17 protein-coding genes, 1 tRNA gene, 3 rRNA genes and 1 pseudogene are annotated in these 26,376 nt (G+C 53.0%); 16 read left to right on the plus strand and 6 right to left on the minus strand.

Going from position 1 to position 26,376, the window contains the following annotated elements; genetic code table 11:
- Nucleotides 1-64 precede the first annotated feature (64 nt).
- The 6 genes from nudC to G5574_RS14595 all read left to right on the plus strand — a co-directional run bounded on the left by nudC (nucleotide 65) and on the right by G5574_RS14595 (nucleotide 4,458).
- Complete coding sequence (gene nudC, locus G5574_RS14570) at nucleotides 65-835, plus strand: NAD(+) diphosphatase (protein ID WP_033737957.1); 771 nt, start codon at nucleotides 65-67, stop codon at nucleotides 833-835.
- 40 nt (nucleotides 836-875) lie between these two features.
- Nucleotides 876-1,946, plus strand: coding sequence for a uroporphyrinogen decarboxylase (gene hemE / locus G5574_RS14575; RefSeq protein WP_039343272.1), 1,071 nt, complete (start codon nucleotides 876-878; stop codon nucleotides 1,944-1,946).
- Nucleotides 1,946-2,614, plus strand: a complete 669-nt coding sequence (gene nfi, locus G5574_RS14580; RefSeq protein ID WP_033737954.1) for a deoxyribonuclease V — start codon at nucleotides 1,946-1,948, stop codon at nucleotides 2,612-2,614. The genes hemE and nfi overlap by 1 nt, the downstream gene beginning before the upstream one ends.
- A 62-nt stretch (nucleotides 2,615-2,676) precedes the next feature.
- Complete coding sequence (locus tag G5574_RS14585) at nucleotides 2,677-3,267, plus strand: YjaG family protein (protein ID WP_006121510.1); 591 nt, start codon at nucleotides 2,677-2,679, stop codon at nucleotides 3,265-3,267.
- Nucleotides 3,268-3,455: 188 nt separating this feature from the next.
- Nucleotides 3,456-3,728 carry a nucleoid-associated protein HU-alpha gene (gene hupA, locus G5574_RS14590; protein WP_006121511.1) on the plus strand — a complete coding sequence of 91 codons (273 nt, stop codon included), beginning with the start codon at nucleotides 3,456-3,458 and terminating at the stop codon, nucleotides 3,726-3,728.
- A gap of 67 nt (nucleotides 3,729-3,795) precedes the next feature.
- On the plus strand, nucleotides 3,796-4,458 hold the full coding sequence (locus tag G5574_RS14595; protein WP_033737951.1) for a DUF1481 domain-containing protein: 663 nt from the start codon (nucleotides 3,796-3,798) through the stop codon (nucleotides 4,456-4,458).
- Nucleotides 4,459-4,496: 38 nt separating this feature from the next.
- Here G5574_RS14595 and purD read toward each other — a convergent pair whose 3' ends face one another.
- Both purD and purH read right to left on the minus strand, forming a co-directional pair.
- Nucleotides 4,497-5,777 carry a phosphoribosylamine--glycine ligase gene (gene purD, locus G5574_RS14600; RefSeq protein WP_164482779.1) on the minus strand — a complete coding sequence of 427 codons (1,281 nt, stop codon included), beginning with the start codon at nucleotides 5,775-5,777 and terminating at the stop codon, nucleotides 4,497-4,499.
- A 16-nt stretch (nucleotides 5,778-5,793) separates the two neighbouring features.
- Nucleotides 5,794-7,383 carry a bifunctional phosphoribosylaminoimidazolecarboxamide formyltransferase/IMP cyclohydrolase gene (gene purH, locus G5574_RS14605; RefSeq protein WP_164482780.1) on the minus strand — a complete coding sequence of 530 codons (1,590 nt, stop codon included), beginning with the start codon at nucleotides 7,381-7,383 and terminating at the stop codon, nucleotides 5,794-5,796.
- Nucleotides 7,384-8,016: 633 nt separating this feature from the next.
- On the opposite strand from purH, the gene G5574_RS14610 reads away from it, so the two are divergent.
- The 4 genes from G5574_RS14610 (at nucleotide 8,017) to rrf (ending at nucleotide 13,053) form a co-directional block, all read left to right on the plus strand.
- Nucleotides 8,017-9,552 (plus strand): 16S ribosomal RNA (locus G5574_RS14610).
- Between the two features lie 92 nt (nucleotides 9,553-9,644).
- A tRNA-Glu gene (locus tag G5574_RS14615) sits at nucleotides 9,645-9,719 on the plus strand.
- Between the two features lie 213 nt (nucleotides 9,720-9,932).
- Nucleotides 9,933-12,834, plus strand: a 23S ribosomal RNA gene (locus G5574_RS14620).
- Nucleotides 12,835-12,937: 103 nt separating this feature from the next.
- Nucleotides 12,938-13,053, plus strand: a 5S ribosomal RNA gene (rrf, locus tag G5574_RS14625).
- The 16S, 23S and 5S rRNA genes sit together here with 1 tRNA gene alongside, the layout of an rRNA operon.
- Before the next feature lie 573 nt (nucleotides 13,054-13,626).
- Here rrf and G5574_RS14630 read toward each other — a convergent pair.
- On the minus strand, nucleotides 13,627-13,845 hold the full coding sequence (locus tag G5574_RS14630) for a YdgH/BhsA/McbA-like domain containing protein (RefSeq protein ID WP_006122329.1): 219 nt from the start codon (nucleotides 13,843-13,845) through the stop codon (nucleotides 13,627-13,629).
- A 584-nt stretch (nucleotides 13,846-14,429) separates the two neighbouring features.
- Between G5574_RS14630 and G5574_RS14635 the strand changes: the two genes are divergently transcribed.
- The 6 genes and pseudogenes from G5574_RS14635 to aceK all read left to right on the plus strand — a co-directional run bounded on the left by G5574_RS14635 (nucleotide 14,430) and on the right by aceK (nucleotide 22,354).
- Nucleotides 14,430-15,500 carry an ABC transporter substrate-binding protein gene (locus G5574_RS14635; RefSeq protein ID WP_164482781.1) on the plus strand — a complete coding sequence of 357 codons (1,071 nt, stop codon included), beginning with the start codon at nucleotides 14,430-14,432 and terminating at the stop codon, nucleotides 15,498-15,500.
- Nucleotides 15,469-16,227: pseudogene (locus tag G5574_RS14640) on the plus strand (substrate-binding domain-containing protein). Before G5574_RS14635 ends, G5574_RS14640 begins: the two are co-directional and overlap by 32 nt.
- 138 nt (nucleotides 16,228-16,365) lie before the next feature.
- Complete coding sequence (metA, locus tag G5574_RS14645; RefSeq protein WP_033738928.1) at nucleotides 16,366-17,295, plus strand: homoserine O-acetyltransferase MetA; 930 nt, start codon at nucleotides 16,366-16,368, stop codon at nucleotides 17,293-17,295.
- Between the two features lie 262 nt (nucleotides 17,296-17,557).
- Nucleotides 17,558-19,156 carry a malate synthase A gene (gene aceB / locus G5574_RS14650; RefSeq protein ID WP_164482782.1) on the plus strand — a complete coding sequence of 533 codons (1,599 nt, stop codon included), beginning with the start codon at nucleotides 17,558-17,560 and terminating at the stop codon, nucleotides 19,154-19,156.
- A gap of 17 nt (nucleotides 19,157-19,173) precedes the next feature.
- Complete coding sequence (gene aceA, locus G5574_RS14655; protein ID WP_164482783.1) at nucleotides 19,174-20,475, plus strand: isocitrate lyase; 1,302 nt, start codon at nucleotides 19,174-19,176, stop codon at nucleotides 20,473-20,475.
- Nucleotides 20,476-20,533: 58 nt separating this feature from the next.
- Nucleotides 20,534-22,354 carry a bifunctional isocitrate dehydrogenase kinase/phosphatase gene (gene aceK, locus G5574_RS14660; protein WP_164482784.1) on the plus strand — a complete coding sequence of 607 codons (1,821 nt, stop codon included), beginning with the start codon at nucleotides 20,534-20,536 and terminating at the stop codon, nucleotides 22,352-22,354.
- On the opposite strand, the gene uxuR is transcribed toward aceK, so the two are convergent.
- The 3 genes from uxuR to G5574_RS14675 form a co-directional block, all read right to left on the minus strand.
- Entirely contained in the window at nucleotides 22,312-23,082 is a 771-nt protein-coding gene (gene uxuR, locus G5574_RS14665; protein WP_054634681.1) for a Uxu operon transcriptional regulator, read from the minus strand. The two genes, aceK and uxuR, sit on opposite strands and share 43 nt — an antisense overlap.
- A gap of 207 nt (nucleotides 23,083-23,289) precedes the next feature.
- Nucleotides 23,290-24,552: a glucuronide uptake porin UidC gene (gene uidC / locus G5574_RS14670; protein WP_164482785.1), complete on the minus strand. Its 1,263-nt coding sequence runs from the start codon at nucleotides 24,550-24,552 to the stop codon at nucleotides 23,290-23,292.
- Between the two features lie 104 nt (nucleotides 24,553-24,656).
- A complete protein-coding gene (locus G5574_RS14675) occupies nucleotides 24,657-26,186 on the minus strand; it encodes an MFS transporter (protein WP_164482786.1) in 1,530 nt (509 codons plus the stop codon).
- Between the last annotated feature and the right edge of the window lie 190 nt (nucleotides 26,187-26,376).

Here is a 26,376-nt window from a genome sequence, read left to right on the forward strand (position 1 = left end):
GTTCATCTACACACTTAACATCGGGACTTCAGCGTGCGGGTTGACGCTAAGGATGACGAAATAAATGCAATGCGAAATTTCAAGCGTAGACGCTGGATGGTGGATTGTCAGTAGTGAACAGAAAATTTGGTTACCGCAAGGCGATTTACCTCACGGAAACGCACAGCAGTTTGGCCTGACCGGGCACCAGGGGCGCGTGATTGGCGAATGGCAGGGAGAGAAGGTCTGGCTGATTTGTGAAACGCGTTCGTCAGATATGTTGTCGTTGCGCCAGTTACTCAACGAAGATCCGGGCCTGTTTCAGCTGGCCGGGCGCGGGGTGCAGTTAGCAGAGTTTTACCGATCCCATCGCTGGTGCGGCTATTGTGGTCATGAGATGCATGCCAGTAAACGCGAATTTGCCTGCCTGTGTAGCCATTGCCGTGAACGTTATTACCCACAAATTGCGCCCTGTATTATCGTTGCTATCCGCCGTGGAGATGAGATCCTGCTGGCCAACCATGCGCGTCATCGTAATAACATTTACACTGTGCTGGCCGGGTTCGTTGAAGTCGGTGAGACCATTGAACAGGCGGTTGCACGCGAAGTGATGGAAGAGAGCAACGTGCGCGTGAAGAATGTCCGTTATGTCACTTCCCAGCCCTGGCCTTTCCCGCAGTCCTTAATGATGGCCTTTATGGCGGAGTATGACGGCGGCGACTTACAGCACGACGGTAAAGAGCTGTTGGATGCCGGATGGTTCCGTTTTGATGCGCTGCCTTTACTGCCTCCACCTGGCACCGTTGCCCGTCGATTAATTGAAGATACCGTTGCCCTCTGCCGCGCTGAGGCGTGAGAGTGCTACACTACTCGCTTGATACCGAGAGAGTCCTGACATGAGTGAACTGAAGAACGACCGTTATTTGCGCGCCCTGTTACGCCAGCCTGTCGATGTTACCCCCGTATGGATGATGCGCCAGGCCGGACGATATTTGCCGGAATATAAAGCCACGCGTGCCCAGGCGGGCGACTTTATGTCGCTGTGTAAGAATGCCGAGCTGGCCTGCGAAGTCACCCTGCAACCATTGCGTCGCTACAAGCTCGATGCGGCCATCCTCTTCAGTGATATTCTCACCATTCCTGATGCGATGGGATTAGGGCTGTACTTCGAAACGGGGGAAGGTCCATGCTTTTCAAACCCCGTAACCTGCCGTGCCGATGTCGATCGCCTGCCTGTTCCCGATCCTGAACAGGAACTGGGTTACGTGATGAATGCCGTACGGACCATCCGTAAGAACCTTAATGGTGAGGTGCCCTTAATTGGTTTTTCAGGCAGTCCGTGGACGCTGGCAACCTATATGGTAGAAGGCGGCAGTAGTAAGGCCTTCACCAAAATTAAAAAAATGATGTACGCCGAACCTGCCACATTGCATGCCATGCTGGATAAGCTGGCCGACAGCGTTATTCTCTATCTCAACGCTCAGATCCGCGCCGGGGCGCAGTCAGTCATGGTGTTTGACACCTGGGGCGGCGCATTGAGTGGCCGCGATTATCGCGAGTTCTCGCTGTATTACATGCATAAAATCGTCGACAGCGTACTGCACGAAAACGAAGGCCGTCGTGTGCCGATCACGCTGTTTACTAAAGGCGGCGGTCAGTGGCTTGAGGCCATGGCTGAAACAGGCTGCGATGCACTGGGCCTGGACTGGACTATCGACATCAGTGAGGCCCGCCGTCGTGTCGGGCATAAAGTCGCCTTACAGGGCAATATGGATCCCTCCATGCTGTACGCACCACCGGCCCGTATCGAGCAGGAAGTGGCCAGTATTCTGGACGGTTTCGGCAAAGGTGAAGGCCACGTATTCAATCTGGGACATGGTATCCATCAGGATGTACCGCCAGAGCATGCCGGCGTCTTCGTTGAGGCGGTGCACCGCCTTTCCCGCCAGTATCATCAGGAGTCATAATGGATATTGCTGCACTTCGTGCGGAGCAACAACAGCGTGCCGCAGACGTCGTGCGGCAGGACGATTTTGATGTGCTGCCGCCACGCTTTATTGGTGGCGCAGACGTCGGGTTTGAACAGGAAGGTGCGGTCACGCGCGCGGCGCTGGTTATTCTTGAATACCCGTCGCTGAAGCTGGTGGAGCATCGTATCGCGCGCATCGAGACGACTATGCCGTACATTCCTGGCTTTCTCTCTTTCCGGGAATATCCCGCCTTGCTGGCGGCATGGAATATGCTGGAGCAGAAGCCTGACCTGTTGTTTGTCGACGGTCACGGCATTTCGCATCCGCGTCGGCTCGGTGTGGCGTCACACTTTGGACTGATGGTCGATGTTCCCACCATCGGTGTCGCCAAAAAGCGTTTGTGCGGACGGTTTGAGCCGCTGGACGAGACTCCCGGCAGTCGCCAGCCGTTAATGGATAAAGGGGAGCAAATTGGCTGGGTATGGCGCAGCAAGGTACGCTGTAATCCGCTGTTTGTGGCCACCGGGCATCGCGTCAGCCTGGACAGTGCCCTCGATTGGGTTGAAAAGTGTACTCAGGGCTACCGTTTACCGGAACCGACGCGCTGGGCAGATGCTGTCGCATCACGCCGACCTGCATTTCTGCGCTGGCAAAACGCGCTTTAGCACTGTTTGTAGGGCGCTTTTGCGTTACACTGCGGCCAGCGAAACGAATAAGAGCTCTGTGTATGTTACAAAACCCTGTGCATTTGCGTCTGGCAAAGCTGGAAAGCTGGCAACATCTGACGTTTATGGCTTGCCTGTGCGAGCGCATGTATCCTAATTACATGGCCTTTTGCCAGCAAACTGCGTTTGCCGATCCTGCGCTTTACCGCCGGATTCTCGATCTGATTTGGGAAACGCTGACGGTGAAAGATGCAAAGATCAACTTCGACAGTCAACTGGAAAAGCTCGAAGCTGCGATTCCGGATGGCGATGATTTTGAGGTCTACGGCGTGTATCCGGCCATCGATGCCTGTGTGGCATTAAGTGAAGTGCTGCACGCCCTGTTAAGTGGCGAAACGCTTGAACATGCGATTGAAGTCAGCAAGACCTCCATCACCACCGTGGCCATTCTGGAAATGACTCAGGCAGGTCGTGAAATGACCGATGAAGAGCTGCGGGAAAACCCGGCTGTCATCGACGAATGGGACCTGCAATGGGAGATTTTTCGCCTGCTCGCAGACTGTGAAGAGCGAGACCTTGAATTGATAAAAGGTCTGCGATCCGACCTGCGCGAGGCGGGAATTAGTAACATCGGTATAAAAATTCAGCAATAAGGCGAGAAAACGTGACTTCAGGCCTTAATTAGCGCGCCTGGAGGCTTCACATCAGCCCCCTGTCTGGTCTACATTTGGGGGGCTGAAAATTGTGGCTATCGGTGCGTGCAGGCTGAAGAGTGCCCGAAGTTGGCTTTTCCCTCGCACTCGTTGCTTAGCAAGCGATAAATACACTTTAAGGATAACTTATGAACAAGACTCAACTGATTGATGTGATCGCAGAAAAAGCTGACCTGTCTAAAACCCAGGCCAAGGCAGCGCTGGAATCTACTCTGGCTGCAATCACTGAGTCTCTGAAAGAGGGTGATGCTGTACAACTGGTTGGTTTTGGTACTTTTAAAGTGAACCACCGCGCTGAGCGTACCGGTCGTAACCCACAGACTGGCAAAGAAATCAAAATCGCTGCGGCAAACGTACCTGCATTCGTGTCTGGTAAAGCTCTGAAAGACGCCGTCAAGTAAGACGTCGCATAGCGGTAAAGTTTTAAACAGGGGCGATTTCGCCCCTTTTGTTTAAGGGCCAGCCACCATGACTACGCTGCTTCAGCGCTTTTCCGCCCTGCTTCTCTCCTCACTGATTATCGGGTGCAGTTCCACCCCCGACATTCCCGCCTTTTCCGCCAGTGGTTATCTGGCCGACCGTGGCAGTGTGCGTATCTGGCGTAAGAATACGGATCATCAGTCTGTGCATATTCGTACGCTGTACAACCCATTTAACAGCGAAAAAAGCGAAACGACAGACTACCGCTGGCTGGGCGATCACCTGGTCAGCGTTGAGCGTCAGGTGAAAGGCGCGCCTCCCGACGATGTCACCCTGCGATTTGACCAGAATGGCAGTCTTAACTTTATGCAGCGCCAGCTTGCTACTCAACGTGAAGCGGTCAGCCCTGATACGGTGGAACTTTATAAGTTTGACGCGCAACGTATGCGGGACGTCAGCGATGCGCTCTTAAGCGGTCGGGTGTTTCTGAAGCAGGGGCACTGGGCAGGGGGCAATGTCGTGGAGACCTGTGACGGTCAAAAGGTGACGCCAGCGTTTGACAGTGAGGCATGGCAGACGCTCACGCATTACCGACGTCATTCCGCTGGTCCCTTGATGGTTTCATGGCTGGAAGCGCCAGAAGGCGTTCAACTGTTGCGGGTCAGTCACAAAGACGAATGTGCAGATGAGCCCAAAGAGGCGGATTTCTGAGGCATGAAAAAGGGGCACAACGTGTGCCCCTGTCATCGTTACTGGCGACCAATGGCGCGATAGCCGATATCGCGGCGGCAGAAACTGCCTTGCCAGGAAATCGGCTGAGCAAGCGCATAAGCGCGCTTCTGCGCAGCGGCAACGTCATCGCCTAACGCGGTGACGCACAACACACGTCCACCGTTAGTCAGTACGCGGTCGCCTTCCAGGCGTGTACCGGCATGGAAAACTTTGCCGTCAGCCGCTTCTTCCTGCGGCAAACCGTGAATCTGTTCGCCGTTCGCGTAGGGGCCTGGGTAGCCGCCAGCCGCCAGCACCACACCCAGCGAAGGGCGGGGATCCCATTTTGAGTCTTTTTGATCGAGCTTGCCTTCACAGGCAGCCAGACAGAGATCCACCAGATCCGATTGCAGGCGCAGCATAATGGGCTGCGTTTCCGGATCGCCGAAACGGCAGTTGAATTCGATCACTTTTGGCTGACCGGTCTTATCGATCATCAGCCCGGCATATAAGAAGCCTGTGTAGACATTCCCTTCTGCTGCCATGCCACGTACGGTTGGCCAGATGACCTGGTCCATGACGCGCTGGTGGATTTCATCCGTCACCACTGGTGCAGGAGAGTAAGCGCCCATACCGCCGGTGTTTGGCCCTGTATCCCCATCGCCGACGCGTTTGTGATCCTGACTGGTGGCCATCGGCAGGACATTCTCGCCATCGACCATCACGATAAAACTGGCTTCTTCACCGTCCAGGAACTCTTCGATCACAATACGGTGCCCGGCGTCACCAAAGGCGTTGCCCGCCAGCATATCCTGCACCGCGTTTTCGGCTTCCTGCAACGTCATGGCCACAATGACACCTTTACCGGCAGCCAGGCCATCGGCTTTGATGACAATGGGCGCCCCTTTTTCACGCAGATAGGCCAGCGCAGGGGCGACCTCGGTGAAATTATGGTATTCGGCAGTGGGGATGTTGTGACGCGCAAGGAAGTCTTTCGTGAACGCTTTCGAACCTTCCAGCTGTGCGGCAGCCTGAGTCGGACCAAAGATTTTTAAGCCGGCGGCACGGAATGCATCAACCACGCCAATCACCAGCGGCGCTTCGGGTCCAACGATAGTGAGATCGATCTGTTCACGTTGCGCAAAGGCAAGTAATGCCGGGATATCTGTTGGGGAAATATCGACGTTCTGTAAAGCCGGTTCCAGCGCCGTACCTGCATTACCAGGGGCGACAAAAACGGCCGTTGCCAGCGGCGACTGGGCGGCTTTCCAGGCCAGGGCATGTTCACGTCCGCCGTTACCGATGATTAAAATTTTCATAAAACGCTCCACAGAATTAATGACGGAAGTGACGCATATCAGTAAAGATCATGGCAATACCGTGTTCATCGGCAGCTGCAATCACTTCGTCGTCGCGGATAGAGCCGCCTGGCTGAATGACACAGCTCACGCCCACGGCTGCAGCGGCATCAATACCATCACGGAATGGGAAGAACGCATCGGAAGCCATCGCAGAACCTTTAACTTCGAGACCTTCATCACCCGCTTTGATGCCCGCAATTTTGGCAGAATAGACGCGGCTCATCTGGCCCGCACCTATGCCAATAGTCATATTGTCGCGTGCATAGACAATGGCGTTGGACTTAACGAATTTAGCCACTTTCCAGCAGAACAGAGCATCACGCAGTTCCTGTTCAGAAGGCTGACGCTTGCTGACGACACGCAACTGGCTGGCATCGACCATCCCGAGATCGCGATCCTGAACCAGCAGACCACCATTCACCCGTTTGAAATCCAGCGCGGCGACACGGCCCTGCCATTCACCACATACCAGTACACGAACGTTTTGTTTCGTCGCCGTGATTTTCAGGGCCGCTTCGGTCGCCGAAGGGGCGATGATCACTTCAACAAACTGCCGGCTGATAATGGCCTGTGCGGTCGCCTCGTCCAGTTCACGGTTAAACGCAATAATACCGCCAAATGCAGAGGTAGGATCGGTCTGGTAAGCGCGCTCGTAAGCCGCCAGAATGGACTCGCCGACGGCCACGCCGCAAGAATTAGCATGCTTTACAATGACGCACGCGGGCTCAGCGAATTCTTTTACGCACTCCAGTGCTGCATCGGTATCCGCAATGTTGTTATAAGACAGTGCTTTGCCCTGCACCTGCTCGGCGGTAGCGACAGAGGCCTCCTGTACATTTTCTTCTATATAGAAGGCGGCATCCTGATGGCTGTTCTCGCCATAACGCATATCCTGCTTTTTAACGAAGTTAAGATTGAGGGTGCGAGGGAAGCGTCCTGCCGGCTGCTCAGTTTCACCATGGTAGGCGGGAACCATGCTACCGAAGTAGTTGGCAATCATGCTGTCGTACGCAGCGGTGTGTTCAAACGCTTTGATCGCCAGGTCAAAACGGGTTTCCAGCGTCAGTGAGTTTTGGTTGGCGTCCAGCTCGGCGATGATGGCCGGGTAGTCGCTGCTCTTTACCACAATCGCCACATCTTTGTGGTTCTTGGCCGCCGAGCGCACCATGGTTGGGCCACCAATATCAATGTTCTCTACGGCATCTTCCAGTGAGCAGTCTGGCTTCGCGACGGTTTGTGCAAAGGGATAAAGGTTAACGACCACCATATCGATAGGGTTGATAGCGTGCTGCGCCATTACCGCATCATCTTGTCCGCGACGTCCCAGAATGCCGCCATGGACCTTCGGGTGCAGCGTTTTAACGCGTCCATCCATCATTTCCGGGAAACCGGTGTAGTCAGACACTTCGATGACGGGGAGCCCTGCCTCTGCCAGCAGACGTGCGGTGCCGCCTGTAGAGAGCAGCTCAACACCACGTTGGGAGAGTGCCTGAGCAAATTCGAGGATGCCGGCTTTATCAGAAACACTGAGCAGGGCGCGGCGTAAAGGACGAGGTTGTTGCATGGTGGTTTTATCCCTTGGCTTTGATTCGCGTAAATAAGAGCGTTACATCAAGTTTGCGAGCTTTCTTCCCCTTTATAGAGAAGTGAAAACGCGAAAACTTCAGGTAACGCCCCGAAAAGGGGCATCCATAGCGTTGCGGGGGCATTGTAGCGAAAACGTTTGCGTGATGCTCGTCTAAATTTGTACGTAACAGGAATGTGGATAACTTTGTGTGTAACTGCGTATAAGGCGGGCTTTTGCTGTGGAATGCAGCGAACAGTCATTTTTATTGAATTTAGCCCTTGTCAGCCCGCGAGAACTCCCTATAATGCGCCTCCATCGACACGGCACAACGGCTTATGGAATGCGGTGTTGAGAGGGTCAGGCAACTGAGCCGCCGGAGAAAAACTTCTGAAAAAGAAGTTGACTCTGAAGGAGGAAAGCGTAATATACGCCACCTCGCAACAGACGGTTAACCCGCTGGTTGCACTGCTCTTTAACAATTTATCAGACAATCTGTGTGGGCACTCGCAGGATTGATATCCGCGTCTCCGGACGCAAAAAAATATCAAGTCTTAAGAGTGAACACGTATTGAAATTCATTACGACGTTTTCCTTGAGCATCGCTGAACTGGTTTCAGCAAATCAAACTTTAAATTGAAGAGTTTGATCATGGCTCAGATTGAACGCTGGCGGCAGGCCTAACACATGCAAGTCGGACGGTAGCACAGAGGAGCTTGCTCCTCGGGTGACGAGTGGCGGACGGGTGAGTAATGTCTGGGAAACTGCCCGATGGAGGGGGATAACTACTGGAAACGGTAGCTAATACCGCATAACGTCGCAAGACCAAAGTGGGGACCTCCGGGCCTCACACCATCGGATGTGCCCAGATGGGATTAGCTTGTAGGCGGGGTAACGGCCCACCTAGGCGACGATCCTAGCTGGTCTGAGAGGGTGATCGGCCACACTGGGACTGAGACACGGCCCAGACTCCTACGGGAGGCAGCAGTAGGGAATCTTCCGCAATGGGCGCAAGCCTGATGCAGCCATGCCGCGTGTATGAAGAAGGCCTTCGGGTTGTAAAGTACTTTCAGCGGGAGGAAGGTGCTGAGGTTAATAACCTCAGCAATTGACGTTACCCGCAGAAGAAGCACCGGCTAACTACGTGCCAGCAGCCGCGGTAATACGTAGGTGGCAAGCGTTATCCGGAATTATTGGGCGTAAAGCGCGCGCAGGTGGTTTCTTAAGTCTGATGTGAAAGCCCACGGCTCAACCGTGGAGGGTCATTGGAAACTGGGAGACTTGAGTGCAGAAGAGGAAAGTGGAATTCCATGTGTAGCGGTGAAATGCGTAGAGATATGGAGGAACACCAGTGGCGAAGGCGACTTTCTGGTCTGTAACTGACACTGAGGCGCGAAAGCGTGGGGAGCAAACAGGATTAGATACCCTGGTAGTCCACGCCGTAAACGATGTCGACTTGGAGGTTGTTCCCTTGAGGAGTGGCTTCCGGAGCTAACGCGTTAAGTCGACCGCCGGGAGTACGGCCGCAAGGCTGAAACTCAAAGGAATTGACGGGGGCCCGCACAAGCGGTGGAGCATGTGGTTTAATTCGAAGCAACGCGAAGAACCTTACCAGGTCTTGACATCCTCTGACAACCCTAGAGATAGGGCTTCTCCTTCGGGAGCAGAGTGACAGGTGGTGCATGGTTGTCGTCAGCTCGTGTCGTGAGATGTTGGGTTAAGTCCCGCAACGAGCGCAACCCTTGATCTTAGTTGCCATCATTAAGTTGGGCACTCTAAGGTGACTGCCGGTGACAAACCGGAGGAAGGTGGGGATGACGTCAAATCATCATGCCCCTTATGACCTGGGCTACACACGTGCTACAATGGCGCATACAAAGAGAAGCGACCTCGCGAGAGCAAGCGGACCTCATAAAGTGCGTCGTAGTCCGGATCGGAGGCTGCAACTCGCCTACATGAAGCTGGAATCGCTAGTAATCGCGGATCAGCATGCCGCGGTGAATACGTTCCCGGGCCTTGTACACACCGCCCGTCACACCATGGGAGTGGGTTGCAAAAGAAGTAGGTAGCTTAACCTCCGGGAGGGCGCTTACCACTTTGTGATTCATGACTGGGGTGAAGTCGTAACAAGGTAGCCGTATCGGAAGGTGCGGCTGGATCACCTCCTTACCTGAAGATACCTTCGTGCGAAGTGCTCACACAGATTGTCTGATAGAAAGCTGAAGAAGCAAGACGGCTGCGAAGTCGAGACACACGTACGTGTCCCCTTCGTCTAGCGGTTAGGACTCCGCCCTTTCACGGCGGCAACAGGGGTTCGAATCCCCTAGGGGACGCCACTTGCTTGGTGACAGGTGAAAGGTGTCTCCACAAAGTATCTCAAAACTGGCCTCAGGGTCACGTTTGAGATATTTGCTCTTTAACAATCCGGAACAAGCTGAAAATTTGAAACGACGCACGTCGTGTTCCTCCGTAATAAGGAACACAGCACGATGCGTTCGGGTCTCTCAAAAGCTCATAACACGCAAGCGCAAAACGCCTGTGGGTTGTGAGGTTAAGCGACCAAGCGTACACGGTGGATGCCCTGGCAGTCAGAGGCGATGAAGGGCGTGCTAATCTGCGATAAGCGCCGGTAAGGTGATATGAACCGCTATAACCGGCGATACCCGAATGGGGAAACCCAGTGTGACTCGTCACACTATCATGCAGTGAATCCATAGCGGCATGAGGCGAACCGGGGAACTGAAACATCTAAGTACCCCGAGGAAAAGAAATCAACCGAGATTCCCCAGTAGCGGCGAGCGAACGGGGAGGAGCCCAGAACCTGCATCAGCTTGTGCATCAGTGGAAGCGTCTGGAAAGTCGCAGGGTACAGGGTGATACTCCCGTACACAAAGGTGCACAGGCTGTGAGTTCGATGAGTAAGGCGGGACACGTGGTATCCTGTCTGAATATGGGGGGACCATCCTCCAAGGCTAAATACTCCTGACTGACCGATAGTGAACCAGTACCGTGAGGGAAAGGCGAAAAGAACCCCGGCGAGGGGAGTGAAACAGAACCTGAAACCGTGTACGTACAAGCAGTGGGAGCACCTTCGTGGTGTGACTGCGTACCTTTTGTATAATGGGTCAGCGACTTATATTCTGTAGCAAGGTTAACCGTATAGGGGAGCCGCAGGGAAACCGAGTCTTAACTGGGCGTTAAGTTGCAGGGTATAGACCCGAAACCCGGTGATCTAGCCATGGGCAGGTTGAAGGTTGGGTAACACTAACTGGAGGACCGAACCGACTAATGTTGAAAAATTAGCGGATGACCTGTGGCTGGGGGTGAAAGGCCAATCAAACCGGGAGATAGCTGGTTCTCCCCGAAAGCTATTTAGGTAGCGCCTCGTGAACTCATCTCCGGGGGTAGAGCACTGTTTCGGCTAGGGGCCATCCCGGCTTACCAACCCGATGCAAACTGCGAATACCGGAGAATGTTATCACGGGAGACACACGGCGGGTGCTAACGTCCGTCGTGAAGAGGGAAACAACCCAGACCGCCAGCTAAGGTCCCAAAGTCATGGTTAAGTGGGAAACGATGTGGGAAGGCACAGACAGCCAGGATGTTGGCTTAGAAGCAGCCATCATTTAAAGAAAGCGTAATAGCTCACTGGTCGAGTCGGCCTGCGCGGAAGATGTAACGGGGCTAAACCATGCACCGAAGCTGCGGCAGCGACGCGTAAGCGTTGTTGGGTAGGGGAGCGTTCTGTAAGCCGTTGAAGGTGTGCTGTGAGGCATGCTGGAGGTATCAGAAGTGCGAATGCTGACATAAGTAACGATAAACAAGGTGAAAAACCTTGTCGCCGGAAGACCAAGGGTTCCTGTTCAACGTTAATCGGAGCAGGGTGAGTCGACCCCTAAGGCGAGGCCGAAAGGCGTAGTCGATGGGAAACAGGTTAATATTCCTGTACTTGGTGTTACTGCGAAGGGGGGACGGAGAAGGCTATATCGGCCGGGCGACGGTTGTCCCGGTTTAAGCGTGTAGGTGTGTGCGCCAGGCAAATCCGGTGCACTTTACACTGAGGCGTGACGACGAGGCACTACGGTGCTGAAGTGATAAATGCCCTGCTTCCAGGAAAAGCCTCTAAGCATCAGGTAACACGAAATCGTACCCCAAACCGACACAGGTGGTCAGGTAGAGAATACCCAGGCGCTTGAGAGAACTCGGGTGAAGGAACTAGGCAAAATGGTGCCGTAACTTCGGGAGAAGGCACGCTGGCGCGTAGGTGAGGGACTTGCTCCCGGAGCCGAGGCCAGTCGAAGATACCAGCTGGCTGCAACTGTTTATTAAAAACACAGCACTGTGCAAACACGAAAGTGGACGTATACGGTGTGACGCCTGCCCGGTGCCGGAAGGTTAATTGATGGGGTTATCCGTAAGGAGAAGCTCTTGATCGAAGCCCCGGTAAACGGCGGCCGTAACTATAACGGTCCTAAGGTAGCGAAATTCCTTGTCGGGTAAGTTCCGACCTGCACGAATGGCGTAATGATGGCCAGGCTGTCTCCACCCGAGACTCAGTGAAATTGAAATCGCTGTGAAGATGCAGTGTACCCGCGGCAAGACGGAAAGACCCCGTGAACCTTTACTACAGCTTGACACTGAACACTGAGCCTTGATGTGTAGGATAGGTGGGAGGCTTTGAAGCGTGGACGCCAGTCTGCGTGGAGCCGTCCTTGAAATACCACCCTTTAATGTTTGGTGTTCTAACGTGGGCCCGTGATCCGGGCTGCGGACAGTGTCTGGTGGGTAGTTTGACTGGGGCGGTCTCCTCCCAAAGCGTAACGGAGGAGCACGAAGGTTGGCTAATCCTGGTCGGACATCAGGAGGTTAGTGCAATGGCATAAGCCAGCTTGACTGCGAGAGTGACGGCTCGAGCAGGTGCGAAAGCAGGTCATAGTGATCCGGTGGTTCTGAATGGAAGGGCCATCGCTCAACGGATAAAAGGTACTCCGGGGATAACAGGCTGATACCGCCCAAGAGTTCATATCGACGGCGGTGTTTGGCACCTCGATGTCGGCTCATCACATCCTGGGGCTGAAGTAGGTCCCAAGGGTACGGCTGTTCGCCGTTTAAAGTGGTACGCGAGCTGGGTTTAGAACGTCGTGAGACAGTTCGGTCCCTATCTGCCGTGGGCGCTGGAGAATTGAGGGGGGTTGCTCCTAGTACGAGAGGACCGGAGTGAACGCACCGCTGGTGTCCGGGTTGTCACGCCAGTGGCACTGCCCGGTAGCTAAGTGCGGAAAAGATAAGTGCTGAAAGCATCTAAGCACGAAACTTGCCCCGAGATGAGTTCTCCCTGAGGCTCCGAGCCTCCTGAAGGGACGTTGAAGACGACGACGTTGATAGGCCGGGTGTGTAAGCGCAGCGATGCGTTGAGCTTACCGGTACTAATGACCCGTGAGGCTTAACCTTACAACGCCAGAGGCGTTTTGGGTTGAGAGACAGAAGAATTTTCAGCCTTGTTTACCGGATAACGCCGTGCGGCCCGAGGGGGCGGCGCGGCAGACAGAATCTGCCTGGCGGCTGTAGCGCGGTGGTCCCACCTGACCCCATGCCGAACTCAGAAGTGAAACGCCGTAGCGCCGATGGTAGTGTGGGGTCTCCCCATGCGAGAGTAGGGAACTGCCAGGCATCAATCAGGTGAAGAAGCCCCGTACGGAAGTACGGGGCTTTTTTACGTCCGTCGTCCGGGGAGGGCGGGGGCTGCCGGACCTCTGCGGGCTTCTGGTCAGATCTCTGTTGCTGCCTGACCGCGCGCGCGGAACCGTTATGCCGGAACCCTCCGTCGACTGTCAGCCCATTCTCATCCCGTTTATAGCAACGCGATGAAACGATGGCTTATGACGTATTTCCGCCTCCTTTCCTGAATATAAATAATGTCGTGAAACAGGGTAAGCCTGCCATCATCCCGACGTTATGACATCCGATCTCTTTCAATATCAAAACCAGTAAATCAAACGAACGCGTCACCCCTGCCGTGATCCAAGAAACGGTTATGTCTGTGCTTAACGTGACTTTGGGCGCATTCGTTTTACTGGAAGAAAAGATGGGACGTACAGGGGCTAAATACTGGTGATTTAATTACGTGTTAATGCAGGGAAATATACGTCGGCACGGTAAGATATGAATAAAAAAGTTTGAAAAGCCGGTAATTAAAGCGCCGGGAGGCCTTTTAAAACCGGCTTTTTATTTCACTTACTGACATTATTTATATAATTCAGCGGTGACGTGTGCGTAGTTATTCGTGTCAGCACTAATCACTTTAAAATGCTCGCCCTGCTGTTTAGCCTGTCTGGCGATTTTAGAAACCGCGCCATCCAGCGTTAACGAGGTGGCAGAGACCGTTTCTGCGGCGAAACAACCAAAAGACATCAGTGTCAATGCTACAGCCGCAGCGGCTGATGATACTTTATTGATTTTCATAACATTACCCCTTGATTCCGGTTGATGAAGGAGTCTGTCTGGCTCCGTTAAAATCAAATTAGCAAAAGGAACGCGATCTAAAATTAACGTCGTGTGCTCTAATTAATATCAAGCTGATAAGATTAATTGCAGTGTGTAAAAGTGAATATCATCAGGTTAACTGTGTAGGGATTTAATACGGAAATAACATATTTCAACAATGGGGACGTTATTTTGAACTGACATTTTCAGGCCCTAATCATAAGTAAACAGGTTAAATGCACCAGGATAAAGCGTATTTGCTGAGTACGCACTAATCCTGCCGATTTATTCTCATCTTTTGTAGTTTGTCTCAGCTAAAAACATGCCCTCTTAAGTGGATATCAGCATGCAGAGCGATGTCAGGCCATACGCGCATTTCAAGGTCAGCAAACCGAACCAATGGGCTGGCGCTGTCTGTCAGGCGCGCCCTGCATCGAAAATGCCACGACACCGACAGTCATCCCTGCCACGCAAACCCGCGACAACGACAGGCGCATCCACTGTTTACCTTGTCGCGGTGCATCGCTATATAATCAAATACATTACGCTACAGGGGACCTTCATTGAAAATCAGACCGAATCACCTCGTCTTTACAGGCTTACTTATCTTTACCGCATGGAACAGCTACGCCAGCCGCATCGTGACCGATCAGCTTGGTCGTAACGTTACAATCCCGGATCGGGTTGATCGCGTGGTTGTGCTTCAGCACCAGACGCTGAATCTTCTGGTGCAGTTAAATGCGACAGATAAAATTGTAGGGATACTGGCTAACTGGAAACAGCAGTTAGGGGACAATTACGCAACGCTGGTGCCTGAGCTGACGCATAAAGCAATGCTGGGTGATTTGACCCATGTTGATCTGGAAAAGCTAATTGCACTGCATCCACAGGTGGTATTCGTCACCAACTATGCGCCGAAAGAGATGATTGACCAGATCTCCGCACTGGGCATTCCTGTACTGGCGATTTCACTGCGTCACGATGACGCCGGGCAGCAGGGCGAAATTAATCCCAGTATGCAAAATGAAGATAAGGCCTACGATCTCGGGATAAAGGAAGGCATCACCCTGATAGGTGAGGTGGTGAACAGGCAGCAGCAGGCCAAAGCTCTCATCTCAGCAGCCTTTGCGGGGCGTAAAGAGGTGACTGATCGTCTCCACGATCTCCCTGAACAGCAGCGTGTACGCGCTTATATGGCCAATCCCAGTCTGACGACATACGGTGCCGGGAAATATACGGGGCTGATGATGACCCATGCTGGCGCACTGAACGTGGCAGCATCGACTATTCAGGGTTTCAGGCAGGTCAGCATGGAACAGGTGGTGGTCTGGAATCCGCAGGTAATTTTTGTGCAGAACCGCTATCCGCAGGTTGTTCAGGCGATTCAGCACGATCCGCTCTGGCAGACCATTGATGCTGTCAAACATCACCGTGTCTGGTTGATGCCTGACTATGCCAAGGCATGGGGCTATCCGATGCCAGAAGCCATAGGGTTAGGTGAACTGTGGATGGCGAAAAAACTCTATCCTGACAAATTTCGCGATGTGGATATGCAGCAGCGGGCCGACCGCTGGTATCGCCGCTTTTACCGGACCGCCTATCATGAAACCTCTCCAGATTCTGGCGGCCGGTAGTCTGCGCGATGTGTGGCCGGTGCTGGTTGCCGCGTTCAGCGCGGAATACGGCATAACGACACAAACACACTATGGCCCGGCTGGTTTACTGCGTCAGCGCATCGAACAGGGTGAAGTCGGTGACATGTTTGTTTCGGCCAACCTGCAGCATCCCACAAGTCTGTCGCGATAAGGTCTGGCAGAGGACACCGGGCATTTCATCGATAACAGGCTGTGTCTGACTGCCAGGCGGGAGGATGTCTCTGCAGAAGACGACTGGCTGTCATTACTGCAACGTGATGATTTACGGCTGGCAACCTCAACGCCCCTGTACGATCCCTCAGGGGATTACACGTGGCAGTTATTCGAAAACATTGAGCAGCGATATCCCGGTCAGGGCAGCCGAATCCGGAACAAAGCAAACGCCCTGGTTGGTGGCCCGGACAGTCTGCCTGTTCCTGTTGGCAGACTGGCAGCCCAGTGGCTCATTGATGAAGGCTACGCTGAACTGTTTATTGGCTATGCCAGTTATGCGCCCCGCCTGAGGCATCATCAGTTCCTGATGGTGCTTAATATTCCTCCTGCTTACAACGTACGGGCGCAATACGGCTGGGCCACTCTTTCACCCTCCGCCATACCGCTTGCCGCCTTCCTCCATACTGATGAGGCACAGCGTATTTTGCGGCGTTATGGTTTTTTGCCGCCGTCTGGTTCCAGAAAGCCCGTACAAGGTAAAGCCTGTCTCTGACTCACCAGTGCGGGCTGTAACAGTGCCTTGAAACTTTTTCACCTGTCGATATGCAGACTCGACATTTAGCAAAAGAGCCGTTATCTTTGGCTGTCTGGATGTCTAAACGTATATATGGTTACAAGAGGTGATTAAGTCATGCCAATCAGGGTTCCCGATGAATTACCGGCAGTGAATTTTTTACGTAACGAAAATGTCTTCGTGATGACGTCGTCGCGCGCCAGTGTTCAGGAGATCCGCCCACTTAAAGTTCTGGTACTTAATCTGATGCCTAAAAAGATTGAGACCGAAAACCAGTTCCTGCGCTTGCTCTCTAACTCACCTTTGCAGATTGATGTCCAGTTGCTGCGTATCGACAGCCGTGAATCGCGTAACACACCCAGCGATCACCTTAATAATTTCTACCGTAACTTTGAGGACATCCAGCACGATAACTATGATGGCTTAATCGTTACAGGTGCGCCGCTGGGCCTGGTTGAATTTAACGATGTCGCCTACTGGCCCCAGATACAGCAGGTGCTGGCGTGGGCGAAAGATCATGTTACCTCGACCCTGTTTGTCTGTTGGGCTGTACAGGCAGCACTGAATATTTTGTATGGTATTCCTAAACAAACCCGACAGACGAAACTTGCAGGCGTATTTGAACATCAGATTCTTCATCCCCATGCCTTACTGACGCGGGGATTCGATGATAATTTTCTCGCTCCGCATTCGCGTTATGCGGATTTCCCCACTCAGCTGATCACCGATTACACCGATCTGGAATTATTTGCTGAATCGGAACAAACCGGTGCCTACCTGATGGCAAGCAAGGACAAGAGGCTGGTGTTCGTTACGGGTCACCCGGAATATGATGCGTTAACACTGGCGGGAGAGTTTCAGCGCGACTATGACGCAGGGCTGAACCCTGACGTGCCGTACAATTACTTCCCCCACGATGATCCGCAGCGTCATCCACGCGCCACATGGCGTAGCCATGGAAACCTGTTGTTTTCAAACTGGCTGAACTATTACGTCTATCAAATTACGCCGTTTGATCTGCGCCATATGAATCCGACGCTGGAATAAGCGCACTTTCATTACAACTGAACCGTGTTAGCTGGCTGGCAACACGGTTTTTTTTCGTCCTTAAAAAGCTTTGAAAGGCATTACCTAAAGGAAAGTAAAAATAAAACCATAAATTTCAATGATATAAATATAATATTTAATTAAAATGGAAATAGTTTTTGATTTTAAATTTAAAATACATATGCTCTGATCCTGTAGCTCACTAATCACCCTATTTGTGGATCGACCATGTTGATCTGCCTGTAAACAGGAGAGAGCAAGCATGACAGACTCAGTTATTACCCACGAATTACACTTCCAGAAGCCCTTTTATCATCTTGAAAAACAGCTACTTACTGAAGAGGCCGTCGCGTTTTTACAGGATCTGGTTATCCGTTTTGCCCCCCAACGCGATACGTTATTAGCGGCGCGACAGGCACGACAAGAAAAGTACGATGCCGGGTCGTTACCTGATTTCGAAATGGAAACGGCTTCCATCATAGAGCGAGAATGGACGATTCGCGGTATTCCCTCGGATTTACGGGATCGTCGCGTGGAGATTACCGGACCGCCGGATCGTAAAATGGTAATTAATGCCCTGAATGCGAACGTGAAAGTATTTATGGCTGACTTTGAGGATTCCCTGGCACCGACCTGGGAAAAGCTGATGGAAGGGCAGCAAACCCTGCGTGAAGCCGTGGCTGGCACATTGTCTCATACCAGCGAGACAGGCAAGATCTACCAGCTTCGCGCCGATCCGGCAGTCCTGATGTGTCGGGTACGCGGACTGCATCTGTCAGAGAAACATGTCAGCTGGCAGGGCAATGCCATTCCTGGCGGACTGTTTGATTTTGCACTCTACTTTTTTCATAACGTCACGAATCTCCTGGCGAAAGGTAGCGGTCCCTATTTTTATCTGCCTAAAACGGAAAGCTGGCAGGAAGCGGCCTGGTGGCGAGAGATCTTTAGCTTCGCTGAGGATCGTTTTGATCTGGCGCGAGGCACAATTAAAGCCACAGTCTTAATTGAAACGCTGCCCGCCGTGTTTCAGATGGACGAGATTCTGTGGAATCTGCGCGATCATATCGTAGGCCTGAACTGCGGGCGCTGGGATTACATTTTCAGCTACATCAAAACATTACGGGAACATGAAGATCGGGTTCTCCCTGATCGTCAGTCCGTGACCATGGCTCAGCCTTTTTTGGATGCTTACTCGCGGTTGCTGGTTAAAACGTGTCATCGCCGCGGTGCCTTTGCTATGGGCGGTATGTCAGCGCTTATTCCAAGTAAAGACAGCGCACGTAATCAGTGGGTGTTGCAGCGCGTCAGGGAAGACAAGCAGCGCGAAGCCAGTAACGGACATGATGGCACCTGGATCGCACATCCAGGTCTGGCCGATACCGCAATGGCGGTGTTTAACCAGGCGCTGGGCGATCACCCCAATCAGCTTCATGTTCTGCGCCACGAAGACGCTCCGGTGCAGGCCGAACAGCTTCTGGCGCCCTGCGAAGGCGATCGAACGGAAGCAGGTATGCGCGCCAATATCCGTGTGGCATTGCAATACCTCGAAGCCTGGATTAGCGGCAACGGCTGCGTTCCTATTGACGGCCTGATGGAAGATGCCGCCACCGCCGAAATCGCCCGTACCTCTATCTGGCAATGGATCCATCACAAGAAAACCCTGCGCGATGGGCAGCAGGTCACGGCGTCGCTGTTTCAGCAGTTGCTCAACGATGAGTTGCACACGCTGCAGATGAATCTGGGTGATAAGACGTTCAGTTCAGGTCGTTATGAGGAAGCAGCGCGATTAATGGCGCAAATCACTACCGAAAACGAACTGGTTCCTTTTCTTACTCTGCCGGGCTATCGCCTGCTTCCCTGACATAAGGAGTAGTTGCCATGACACGTACACAACAGATTCAGCAACTCGAACAAGACTGGCAGGAAGCACGCTGGCAGGGAATTACCCGCCCTTACAGCGCACAAGATGTTATCTCGCTGCGCGGTTCAGTTCTGCCAGCCTGTACGCTGGCCGAGCGGGGTGCCGGTAAACTCTGGTCATTACTTAATGGCAGCGCGCGCAAAGGTTACGTCAATAGCCTCGGCGCTTTAACCGGCGGTCAGGCATTGCAGCAGGCCAAAGCCGGAATAGAAGCCATATACCTCTCTGGCTGGCAGGTAGCCGCCGATGCCAATCTGGCGGGGCAAATGTATCCCGATCAGTCGCTGTATCCGGTGAATTCGGTACCTGAGGTTGTCACCCGGATTAATCAGACCTTTCAACGTGCCGATCAGATTCAATGGGGCAACGGCATTGAACCGGGCGACAGCCGCTTTATCGACTATTTTCTGCCCATCGTGGCGGATGCCGAAGCGGGCTTTGGTGGCGTGCTGAATGCCTTTGAGCTGATGAAGGCGATGATCAGCGCAGGGGCAGCAGCGGTCCACTTTGAAGATCAACTTGCGGCCGTGAAGAAATGCGGCCACATGGGAGGCAAGGTACTTGTGCCTACCCAGGAGGCCGTACAGAAACTGGTTGCTGCACGCCTGGCCGCCGATGTGATGGGTGTTCCCACCATTCTGCTGGCGCGAACGGATGCCGATGCCGCTGACCTGATCACCTCTGACTGCGATGACTATGACCGTCCGTTTATCCGTGGCGATCGTACCGCGGAAGGCTTCTACCGCACTCATGCCGGCATTGAGCAGGCTATCAGCCGCGGTCTGGCTTATGCGCATTATGCTGACGTGCTGTGGTGTGAAACGTCGACGCCCGACCTGGCGATGGCGCAGCGCTTCGCCGAAGCCATCCATGCCCGCTTTCCCGGTAAACTGCTGGCTTACAACTGTTCGCCTTCGTTTAACTGGAAAAAGAACCTCGACGACAGCACCATCGCGGCCTTTCAGCAGGCGCTCAGTGAGATGGGCTATCGCTTCCAGTTCATTACCCTGGCCGGTATTCACAGCATGTGGTTCAACATGTTCGACCTGGCACAGGCTTATGCTCAGGGCGAAGGCATGCGTCACTATGTTGAAAAAGTCCAGCAACCAGAGTTCGCTGCCCGGGAGCGGGGGTACAGTTTTTCCTCGCATCAGCAGGAAGTGGGCACCGGCTATTTCGATCAGGTCACCACGATTATTCAGGGCGGTCAGTCCTCCGTTACGGCGCTGAACGGATCGACCGAAGAGCATCAGTTTTGAGTGAAGTCTGTGTCTTTCCCGCCCGGTAACGGTGGGCGGGCTTTTTCAGGAGTGGATTATGCCGCCACGTGAATCCCTAATCGCGCACACCATTCTGCAGGGCTTCGATGCGCAGTATGGCCGTTTTCTTGATATTACGGCGGGTGCTCAGCAGCGTTTTGAACAGGCTGAGTGGCTGGCCGTACAGCAGGCTATGAAGGCACGAATTCATCTTTATGACCACCATGTGGCGCTGGTTGCCGATCAACTGCGCGCACTGAACGGGGCGGCGCACTGGGACGATGCTTTTTGGCTGAAGATCAAAAACCACTATGAAACCCTGTTACCCGGTTATCCGCGTTATGAAATTGCTGAAAGCTTTTTCAATTCCGTTTACTGCCGGCTGCATGGTCACCATGCATTACAGCCGGAACGGTTATTTATCTTCAGCTCGCAACCGCCTGCGCCACAACGTCAGGTTTCGCGTCCACTGGCGCGAACCTATCGGCCCGATCGGGGCTGGCAAACACTGCTGCATGAGGTGCTACGCGATGTGCCTTTGACGCTGCCCTGGCAGGATCAGGCGCGCGATGAAGCCTGGATCGTACGCCATTTGCATGAGGCGTTCTCTTCCGCGCAACTGGCACAGGGCTGGCTGGACGTCTGTTGTGAGCTGTTTTACCGCAACAAAACCGCCTGGATAGTGGCTCGCCTGCATCTGCCCGACGCTATCCTGCCATGCCTGTTGCCGGTTCAGCGCAGCGAGCAAGGTGAATTGTGGATCGATACTTGCCTGACGGATGTGAACGAGGCCAGCATCGTGTTCGGCTTTGCCCGCGCGTACTTCATGGTTTATGCCCCATTACCCGGCGCGCTGGTCGCATGGCTGAAGCCTGTCTTACCGGGTAAAACGCTGGCAGAACGTTATATGGCCATCGGCTGCCAGAAACATGGCAAAACGGAAAGCTACCGGGAATATCTGCAGGCGCTGGAGCAAACGGATGCCGCCTTTGAGATTGCGCCAGGCATCCCTGGCATGGTGATGCTGGTCTTTACGCTGCCGGGCTTTGATCGGGTGTTCAAAGTCATCAAAGATCGCTTTGCTCCGCAAAAAGAGGTCACGGAAGAGCAGGTAAGGGCCTGCTATCAGCAGGTTAAAGAACATGACCGTGTGGGACGCATGGCTGACACGCAGGCCTTTGAACAGTTTGCGCTGCCGCTCGCACGCATTACGCCGGCACTGCTGGTGGCATTCCAGAATACGATTGCCGGAAAAATGCGTATTGAAGGCGATCGCCTGATCATCAGTCATCTGTGGCTGGAACGTCGTATGCAGCCGCTTAACCTTTTTCTGGCTGAGGCCAGCGACAGCCAACGTGCTCAGGCCATTGAAGAATATGGCAACGCGATCAAACAACTGGCTGCCGCTAATATCTTTCCCGGTGATATGCTGTTTAAAAATTTTGGCATCACCCGTCATGGACGCGTGGTGTTTTATGACTACGATGAGATTCGCCCGATGCAGGAACTCCATTTCCGTGACGTGCCTGCGGCGCGTTACGAGGAGGACGAGTTAAGCGCCGAGCCCTGGTACAGCGTTGGGCCAGATGATGTTTTTCCTGAAACCTTTCGTTATGCCCTGTGCAGTGAGCCGAAAGTCGGTGCGCTGCTCCAGCAACGGCATCCGGAAATTTTTGACGCGGGCTGGTGGCGCGCCCAGCAGCGGCGCATTGCGCAGGGGCATATTGAGGATGTTATTGCCTGGCAGCCCGCCCAGCGCTTCTGTGTGCGCTATGGCAGCAGGCTTGCACCGCGGCATAAAATCCCAGAGCACCCCGACCAGGAACGGGAACCGCTTCAGCCGTCACTCTTTGCCAGCGGCCAGGAGTCAAACAGATAACCATCAAAGTCGAGATCGTCCACGTTGGAAAATTCCAGTAAACGCTGCTTCACATTTTCCAGATGCTGCCACATAGCCAGCTTAGCGGCGCGGGCATCTTTTTTGATCAGCGCGGCAAGAATTTGCCGGTGATCGACCAGCCACGCTTTACGGTATTGGGTATCGCCAAGATGACTGTGCAGCTGAATCCACATAGGGTTGTTTTCGCGCCACTGCCATGACTGGCGAAATACATCGACCAGCATACTGTTATGCGTGGCTTCAGCGATGGCCAGATGAAAGTGCATATCACCTTTTTCCGGGTTTCCCAGCGAACACGAGGTCAGCTCGCGTTCTTCCAGCAGCAAAGCCTGACGCATTTTGATGATGTCCGCCCGTGTCGCCTGCAGGGCGGCAAACTCCGCGATATTGCTTTCCAGCAACTGTCGCGCCTGAAGCTGCTCAAACGGGCCGGCATCGTTGTGAAAGGAGGGATTTGCCTCACTAATACGGCATGAAGAGCTGTGCGCTGTGACGTAAATACCGGCTCCCCGTCTGACTTCGATCAGCCCTTCGATTTCCAGCATAATGAGCGCCTCGCGAACGACGGTGCGGCTGACGTTAAGCATGCCAGCCATTTCACGCTCGGGTGGCAGGCGCCCGCCCGGGCGATAGGGCGTTTCCACAATGCGCTGCCGGATTTTTGCGGCGACTTGCTGATAAGGACGTTGCTGAGAGACAGATCTCATAGTGATGCTCCCGTCAGATACCGTTGCGGCAAAAATTTTACCACCTCACGATCGGGATAACAGGGTTCAGCGCACGTTAAGATAAGCAGGCTGACGCGTTGGCACGCTGTTTTATTCTTTATTTAACAATAAATTGCGAGAATAATTAAAAGCGGCATCAAGAGATGCCACTTTGGAAACATACAGACTACTTCATCTGATGATTTGTTACTTCAGCATGAAGTCATATTGCATACCGGCTTTCACATCCCAGTAATTGAGCCGGTCACCCAGTGAGCTACCGGGGCGCTTCTCCCTGGCTCTGTCGGCGGAAATATACATGTTCAGGCCTTTAAACGGGCCCTCTGCGACGTTGTACAGGATCGCGCCCATCAGGCCCACTCCGTTGATTCTGGTGTGGCGTTGTTTGTCTTCATAACCGTGGGTAAGAATCGGGCCCAGCATAACGCCGACGTTCGGGGTGAAGAAATATTGCCCGCCAAGCTGAACAGACAGCATGCCTTCTTTATTGCGATCAATACTCAGCGAGTCGGGATAGCCAATATCCGTATAGATAATGCGACCATCAATATCATGGGTAAGCTTACCCACGGCACCAAATAACCGGGCATTCGCAAACGAATAGGTTAATCGCCCGGAAATCAACGCCGTCTCGTGGTGATAACTGAGAGGCTTACTCATCCCCTCAACCTGACCATAAAAACCCATCAGCTCCCATTTGAGTGCGCGATCGTCAGCAAAGGCATAGGTTTTTTCGACGATGCTTTGCACCTGAGTCGATACATCTTGTTGATAAGAGGCACCCAGTGAATACCGCGAAGAAGCATCGTGCCAGGATCCCACCAGATAGCCGCGGCTCCGATGGGGATGGTATTTCCCTGTTGTGCTATTGATCACGCCTTCATCACGCACGCCCGTGGCAGAGTCGACATAATAGAACGCGCGCTTACGCCACATTGACCAGAATTCCAGATTCTCCGTCGCCTCAAAGTGGGCCAGTGCACCTTCAGAAATCGTCTGTATCGTGCGTGACGAATTATCGGCGATCAACGGGATGCGCCAGGGCAGGCTGCCGTAACCATAATCCGTCCCAAACCGCCCGAGCGTCAGGCGAAGATTCTCTGCCGGTTTAAGTTTGACCGCGCCAATGGCCACACCAAAGCTGTCGTGACCGTCCAGATAATAGCGGGTGCTCCAGCCGGCGTTTGCACCCAGCTTGTACACATAATACGCTCCCGCGCTCACGCCGATAACGTCATTGTAATAGCGCGTATTCACATCAATCAGCCCACCCTGTACCCAGGCGTAAATATGACGATCTGAACCCGCGCTGGGTTTGTCGGCCCGCCGAAAATCGTTTTTCAGACGAATGCGCAGGCTGTCCTCATCGTCATTAATCGCGGCAGCATAAAGCGGAGAGGACGGGAAAAACAGGCTGACAAGCAGAATGCAAAATAGGGCAATTTTCATCACGTATCCATACCGTATGTGAACAGAGCCGGATGACGTCGGGCCGGGCGGTTATCCGCATGCCTTGCGTTTTACCTTTCCTGACCCGCGTCAACCCGACCAGATTAAGGCCGGGTGCATTTATCCTGTTGCCAGACCTGCTCGTAGTCGTAGCCCGTCAGGGCTTTCACGACCTCTTTGGTTTCGGGTGTGCAGTCGGCTTTATCGCCGCCTGCCTTGAGGCGATCAATTTCATTCACCAATACCCGATGCGTTTCGCGTGTCAGTTTAAATTTGAAGGTCATATATAAACTGATCAGTAACAGACCGCCGGTGCCGAAGACCAGGAGCCCGGTAATCGCATTGAGCGCACTTTCCGGTTGAATTAACTGGCCTTTAACAAAATGATTGTGTTCCAGTACAGCACCCACCACCATAATGGCGACGGCCACGGTACTTTTTCGCATCAACGTCATGACGCCAGCAAAAACGCCTTCGCGCCGCTGACGCGTGACCATTTCATCCACATCGGGAATAAAGCTGTAAATATTCCAGGGGATAAAGTAAAGCCCCGCACGGCCAAAACCCAGCAGGACAAAAATGAGCGTGGTCAACCACCATGACGACACTGCCGAATGGCCGATAAACATTAAAATCAGATAACCCAGCACACCTAAAATACACAGGTAGGAAATACGCATGGCGTAGGCGGGCCTGACATTCAGTTTATCCAGCATAAACATGAAAAGCAGCGTGGAAGGAATGGAGACGGACGTCGCAATGGAAAGATAGGCCGACGCGTTGGCCGCATCCAGATTTAAACCGTAGACAACAAAGTAAACGAAGACAGCAATAAAAATATCCAGTGCAGTAAATGAAGAGATATAGATAATTAAATGTTGTCTGAATATTTTTATTTTGAAGGTTGTCATTAACTCGACAAACATATTTTTCAGGTGGCTCAATAATCCGAGGCTGGGACCCGTATTGCGCCGTTCAAACTCTTCCGGGTTTATATCTTTTGACTCCCAGGTACAATACCAGGTAATCAACACCACAATAAAGAACAGGCAGGAAAACATAATACCGGTGTAGGTATAGGTCAGCGCCGAATCCTGGCCAAAATACTGAATCACAATGCCCGGCACCGAAGCGGTCAGGAAGGTTCCTACCTGAGAAAATGTCAGGCGGATGGCGGCCATCCGTGTTCTTTCACCAAAATCATTGGTCATCTCTGCCGCCAGGGTTTCCCATGGTACCAGCACCATGGCAACCAGCAGTTCTACCGCCAGGTAGGTGCCAAGGTAGTACCAGTAGTTCATGTCGCTGACCCAGACCAGCGCGTAAACAAACATCATTGGCGCGCTGATGAGCAGGAAGAAGCGACGGCGACCAAAGCGCTTACCGAGCCGGGTACTGCCGAATTTATCGGTGATATATCCCATCACCGGACTCAGAATGGCATCAATAATACGGGCAATAGCAAAAATTGAGCTGGCTTCCAGCATTGAAAGCCCACAGAACGTCGTATAAAAAAACAGTAACCATGTACCGATTAAAGCCATGGACCCACCGCCAAAAATATCAGTAATGCCATAGCCAATGGCGGTGCCTGTCCCCACTTTTCTGCGCACGGGCTGTGCTAACGTTGTCATAATATTCCCTTAATAAAATCGGAGTGGCGCTCAGACGCATTCAGGTGTCGTATAAGCGTGAAAAATTAATGCGAACTTTTAAATAAAGCTCTAAAGAATAAACAACGCGGGTGTGTGTTTGCGTTGTCAGTCTTTAATGCAGGTGAGTATTTTTTGTTAAATAAATAGTAATTTTTAACGCCGTTATTTA

It is taken from the genome of Pantoea stewartii (genome assembly GCF_011044475.1).
In the GTDB taxonomy this organism is placed as follows: Bacteria; Pseudomonadota; Gammaproteobacteria; order Enterobacterales; family Enterobacteriaceae; genus Pantoea; species Pantoea stewartii.

Excerpts from the sequence above, each read along its gene's own strand:
- nudC (WP_033737957.1), top strand. The coding sequence starts at position 65 with ATGCAATGCGAAATTTCAAGCGTAGACGCTGGATGGTGGATTGTCAGT.
- hemE (WP_039343272.1), top strand. The coding sequence starts at position 876 with ATGAGTGAACTGAAGAACGACCGTTATTTGCGCGCCCTGTTACGCCAG.
- nfi (WP_033737954.1), top strand. The coding sequence starts at position 1,946 with ATGGATATTGCTGCACTTCGTGCGGAGCAACAACAGCGTGCCGCAGAC.
- G5574_RS14585 (WP_006121510.1), top strand. The coding sequence starts at position 2,677 with ATGTTACAAAACCCTGTGCATTTGCGTCTGGCAAAGCTGGAAAGCTGG.
- hupA (WP_006121511.1), top strand. The coding sequence starts at position 3,456 with ATGAACAAGACTCAACTGATTGATGTGATCGCAGAAAAAGCTGACCTG.
- G5574_RS14595 (WP_033737951.1), top strand. The coding sequence starts at position 3,796 with ATGACTACGCTGCTTCAGCGCTTTTCCGCCCTGCTTCTCTCCTCACTG.
- purD (WP_164482779.1), bottom strand. The coding sequence starts at position 5,777 with ATGAAAATTTTAATCATCGGTAACGGCGGACGTGAACATGCCCTGGCC.
- purH (WP_164482780.1), bottom strand. The coding sequence starts at position 7,383 with ATGCAACAACCTCGTCCTTTACGCCGCGCCCTGCTCAGTGTTTCTGAT.
- G5574_RS14630 (WP_006122329.1), bottom strand. The coding sequence starts at position 13,845 with ATGAAAATCAATAAAGTATCATCAGCCGCTGCGGCTGTAGCATTGACA.
- metA (WP_033738928.1), top strand. The coding sequence starts at position 16,366 with ATGCCAATCAGGGTTCCCGATGAATTACCGGCAGTGAATTTTTTACGT.
- aceB (WP_164482782.1), top strand. The coding sequence starts at position 17,558 with ATGACAGACTCAGTTATTACCCACGAATTACACTTCCAGAAGCCCTTT.
- aceA (WP_164482783.1), top strand. The coding sequence starts at position 19,174 with ATGACACGTACACAACAGATTCAGCAACTCGAACAAGACTGGCAGGAA.
- aceK (WP_164482784.1), top strand. The coding sequence starts at position 20,534 with ATGCCGCCACGTGAATCCCTAATCGCGCACACCATTCTGCAGGGCTTC.
- uxuR (WP_054634681.1), bottom strand. The coding sequence starts at position 23,082 with ATGAGATCTGTCTCTCAGCAACGTCCTTATCAGCAAGTCGCCGCAAAA.
- uidC (WP_164482785.1), bottom strand. The coding sequence starts at position 24,552 with ATGAAAATTGCCCTATTTTGCATTCTGCTTGTCAGCCTGTTTTTCCCG.
- G5574_RS14675 (WP_164482786.1), bottom strand. The coding sequence starts at position 26,186 with ATGACAACGTTAGCACAGCCCGTGCGCAGAAAAGTGGGGACAGGCACC.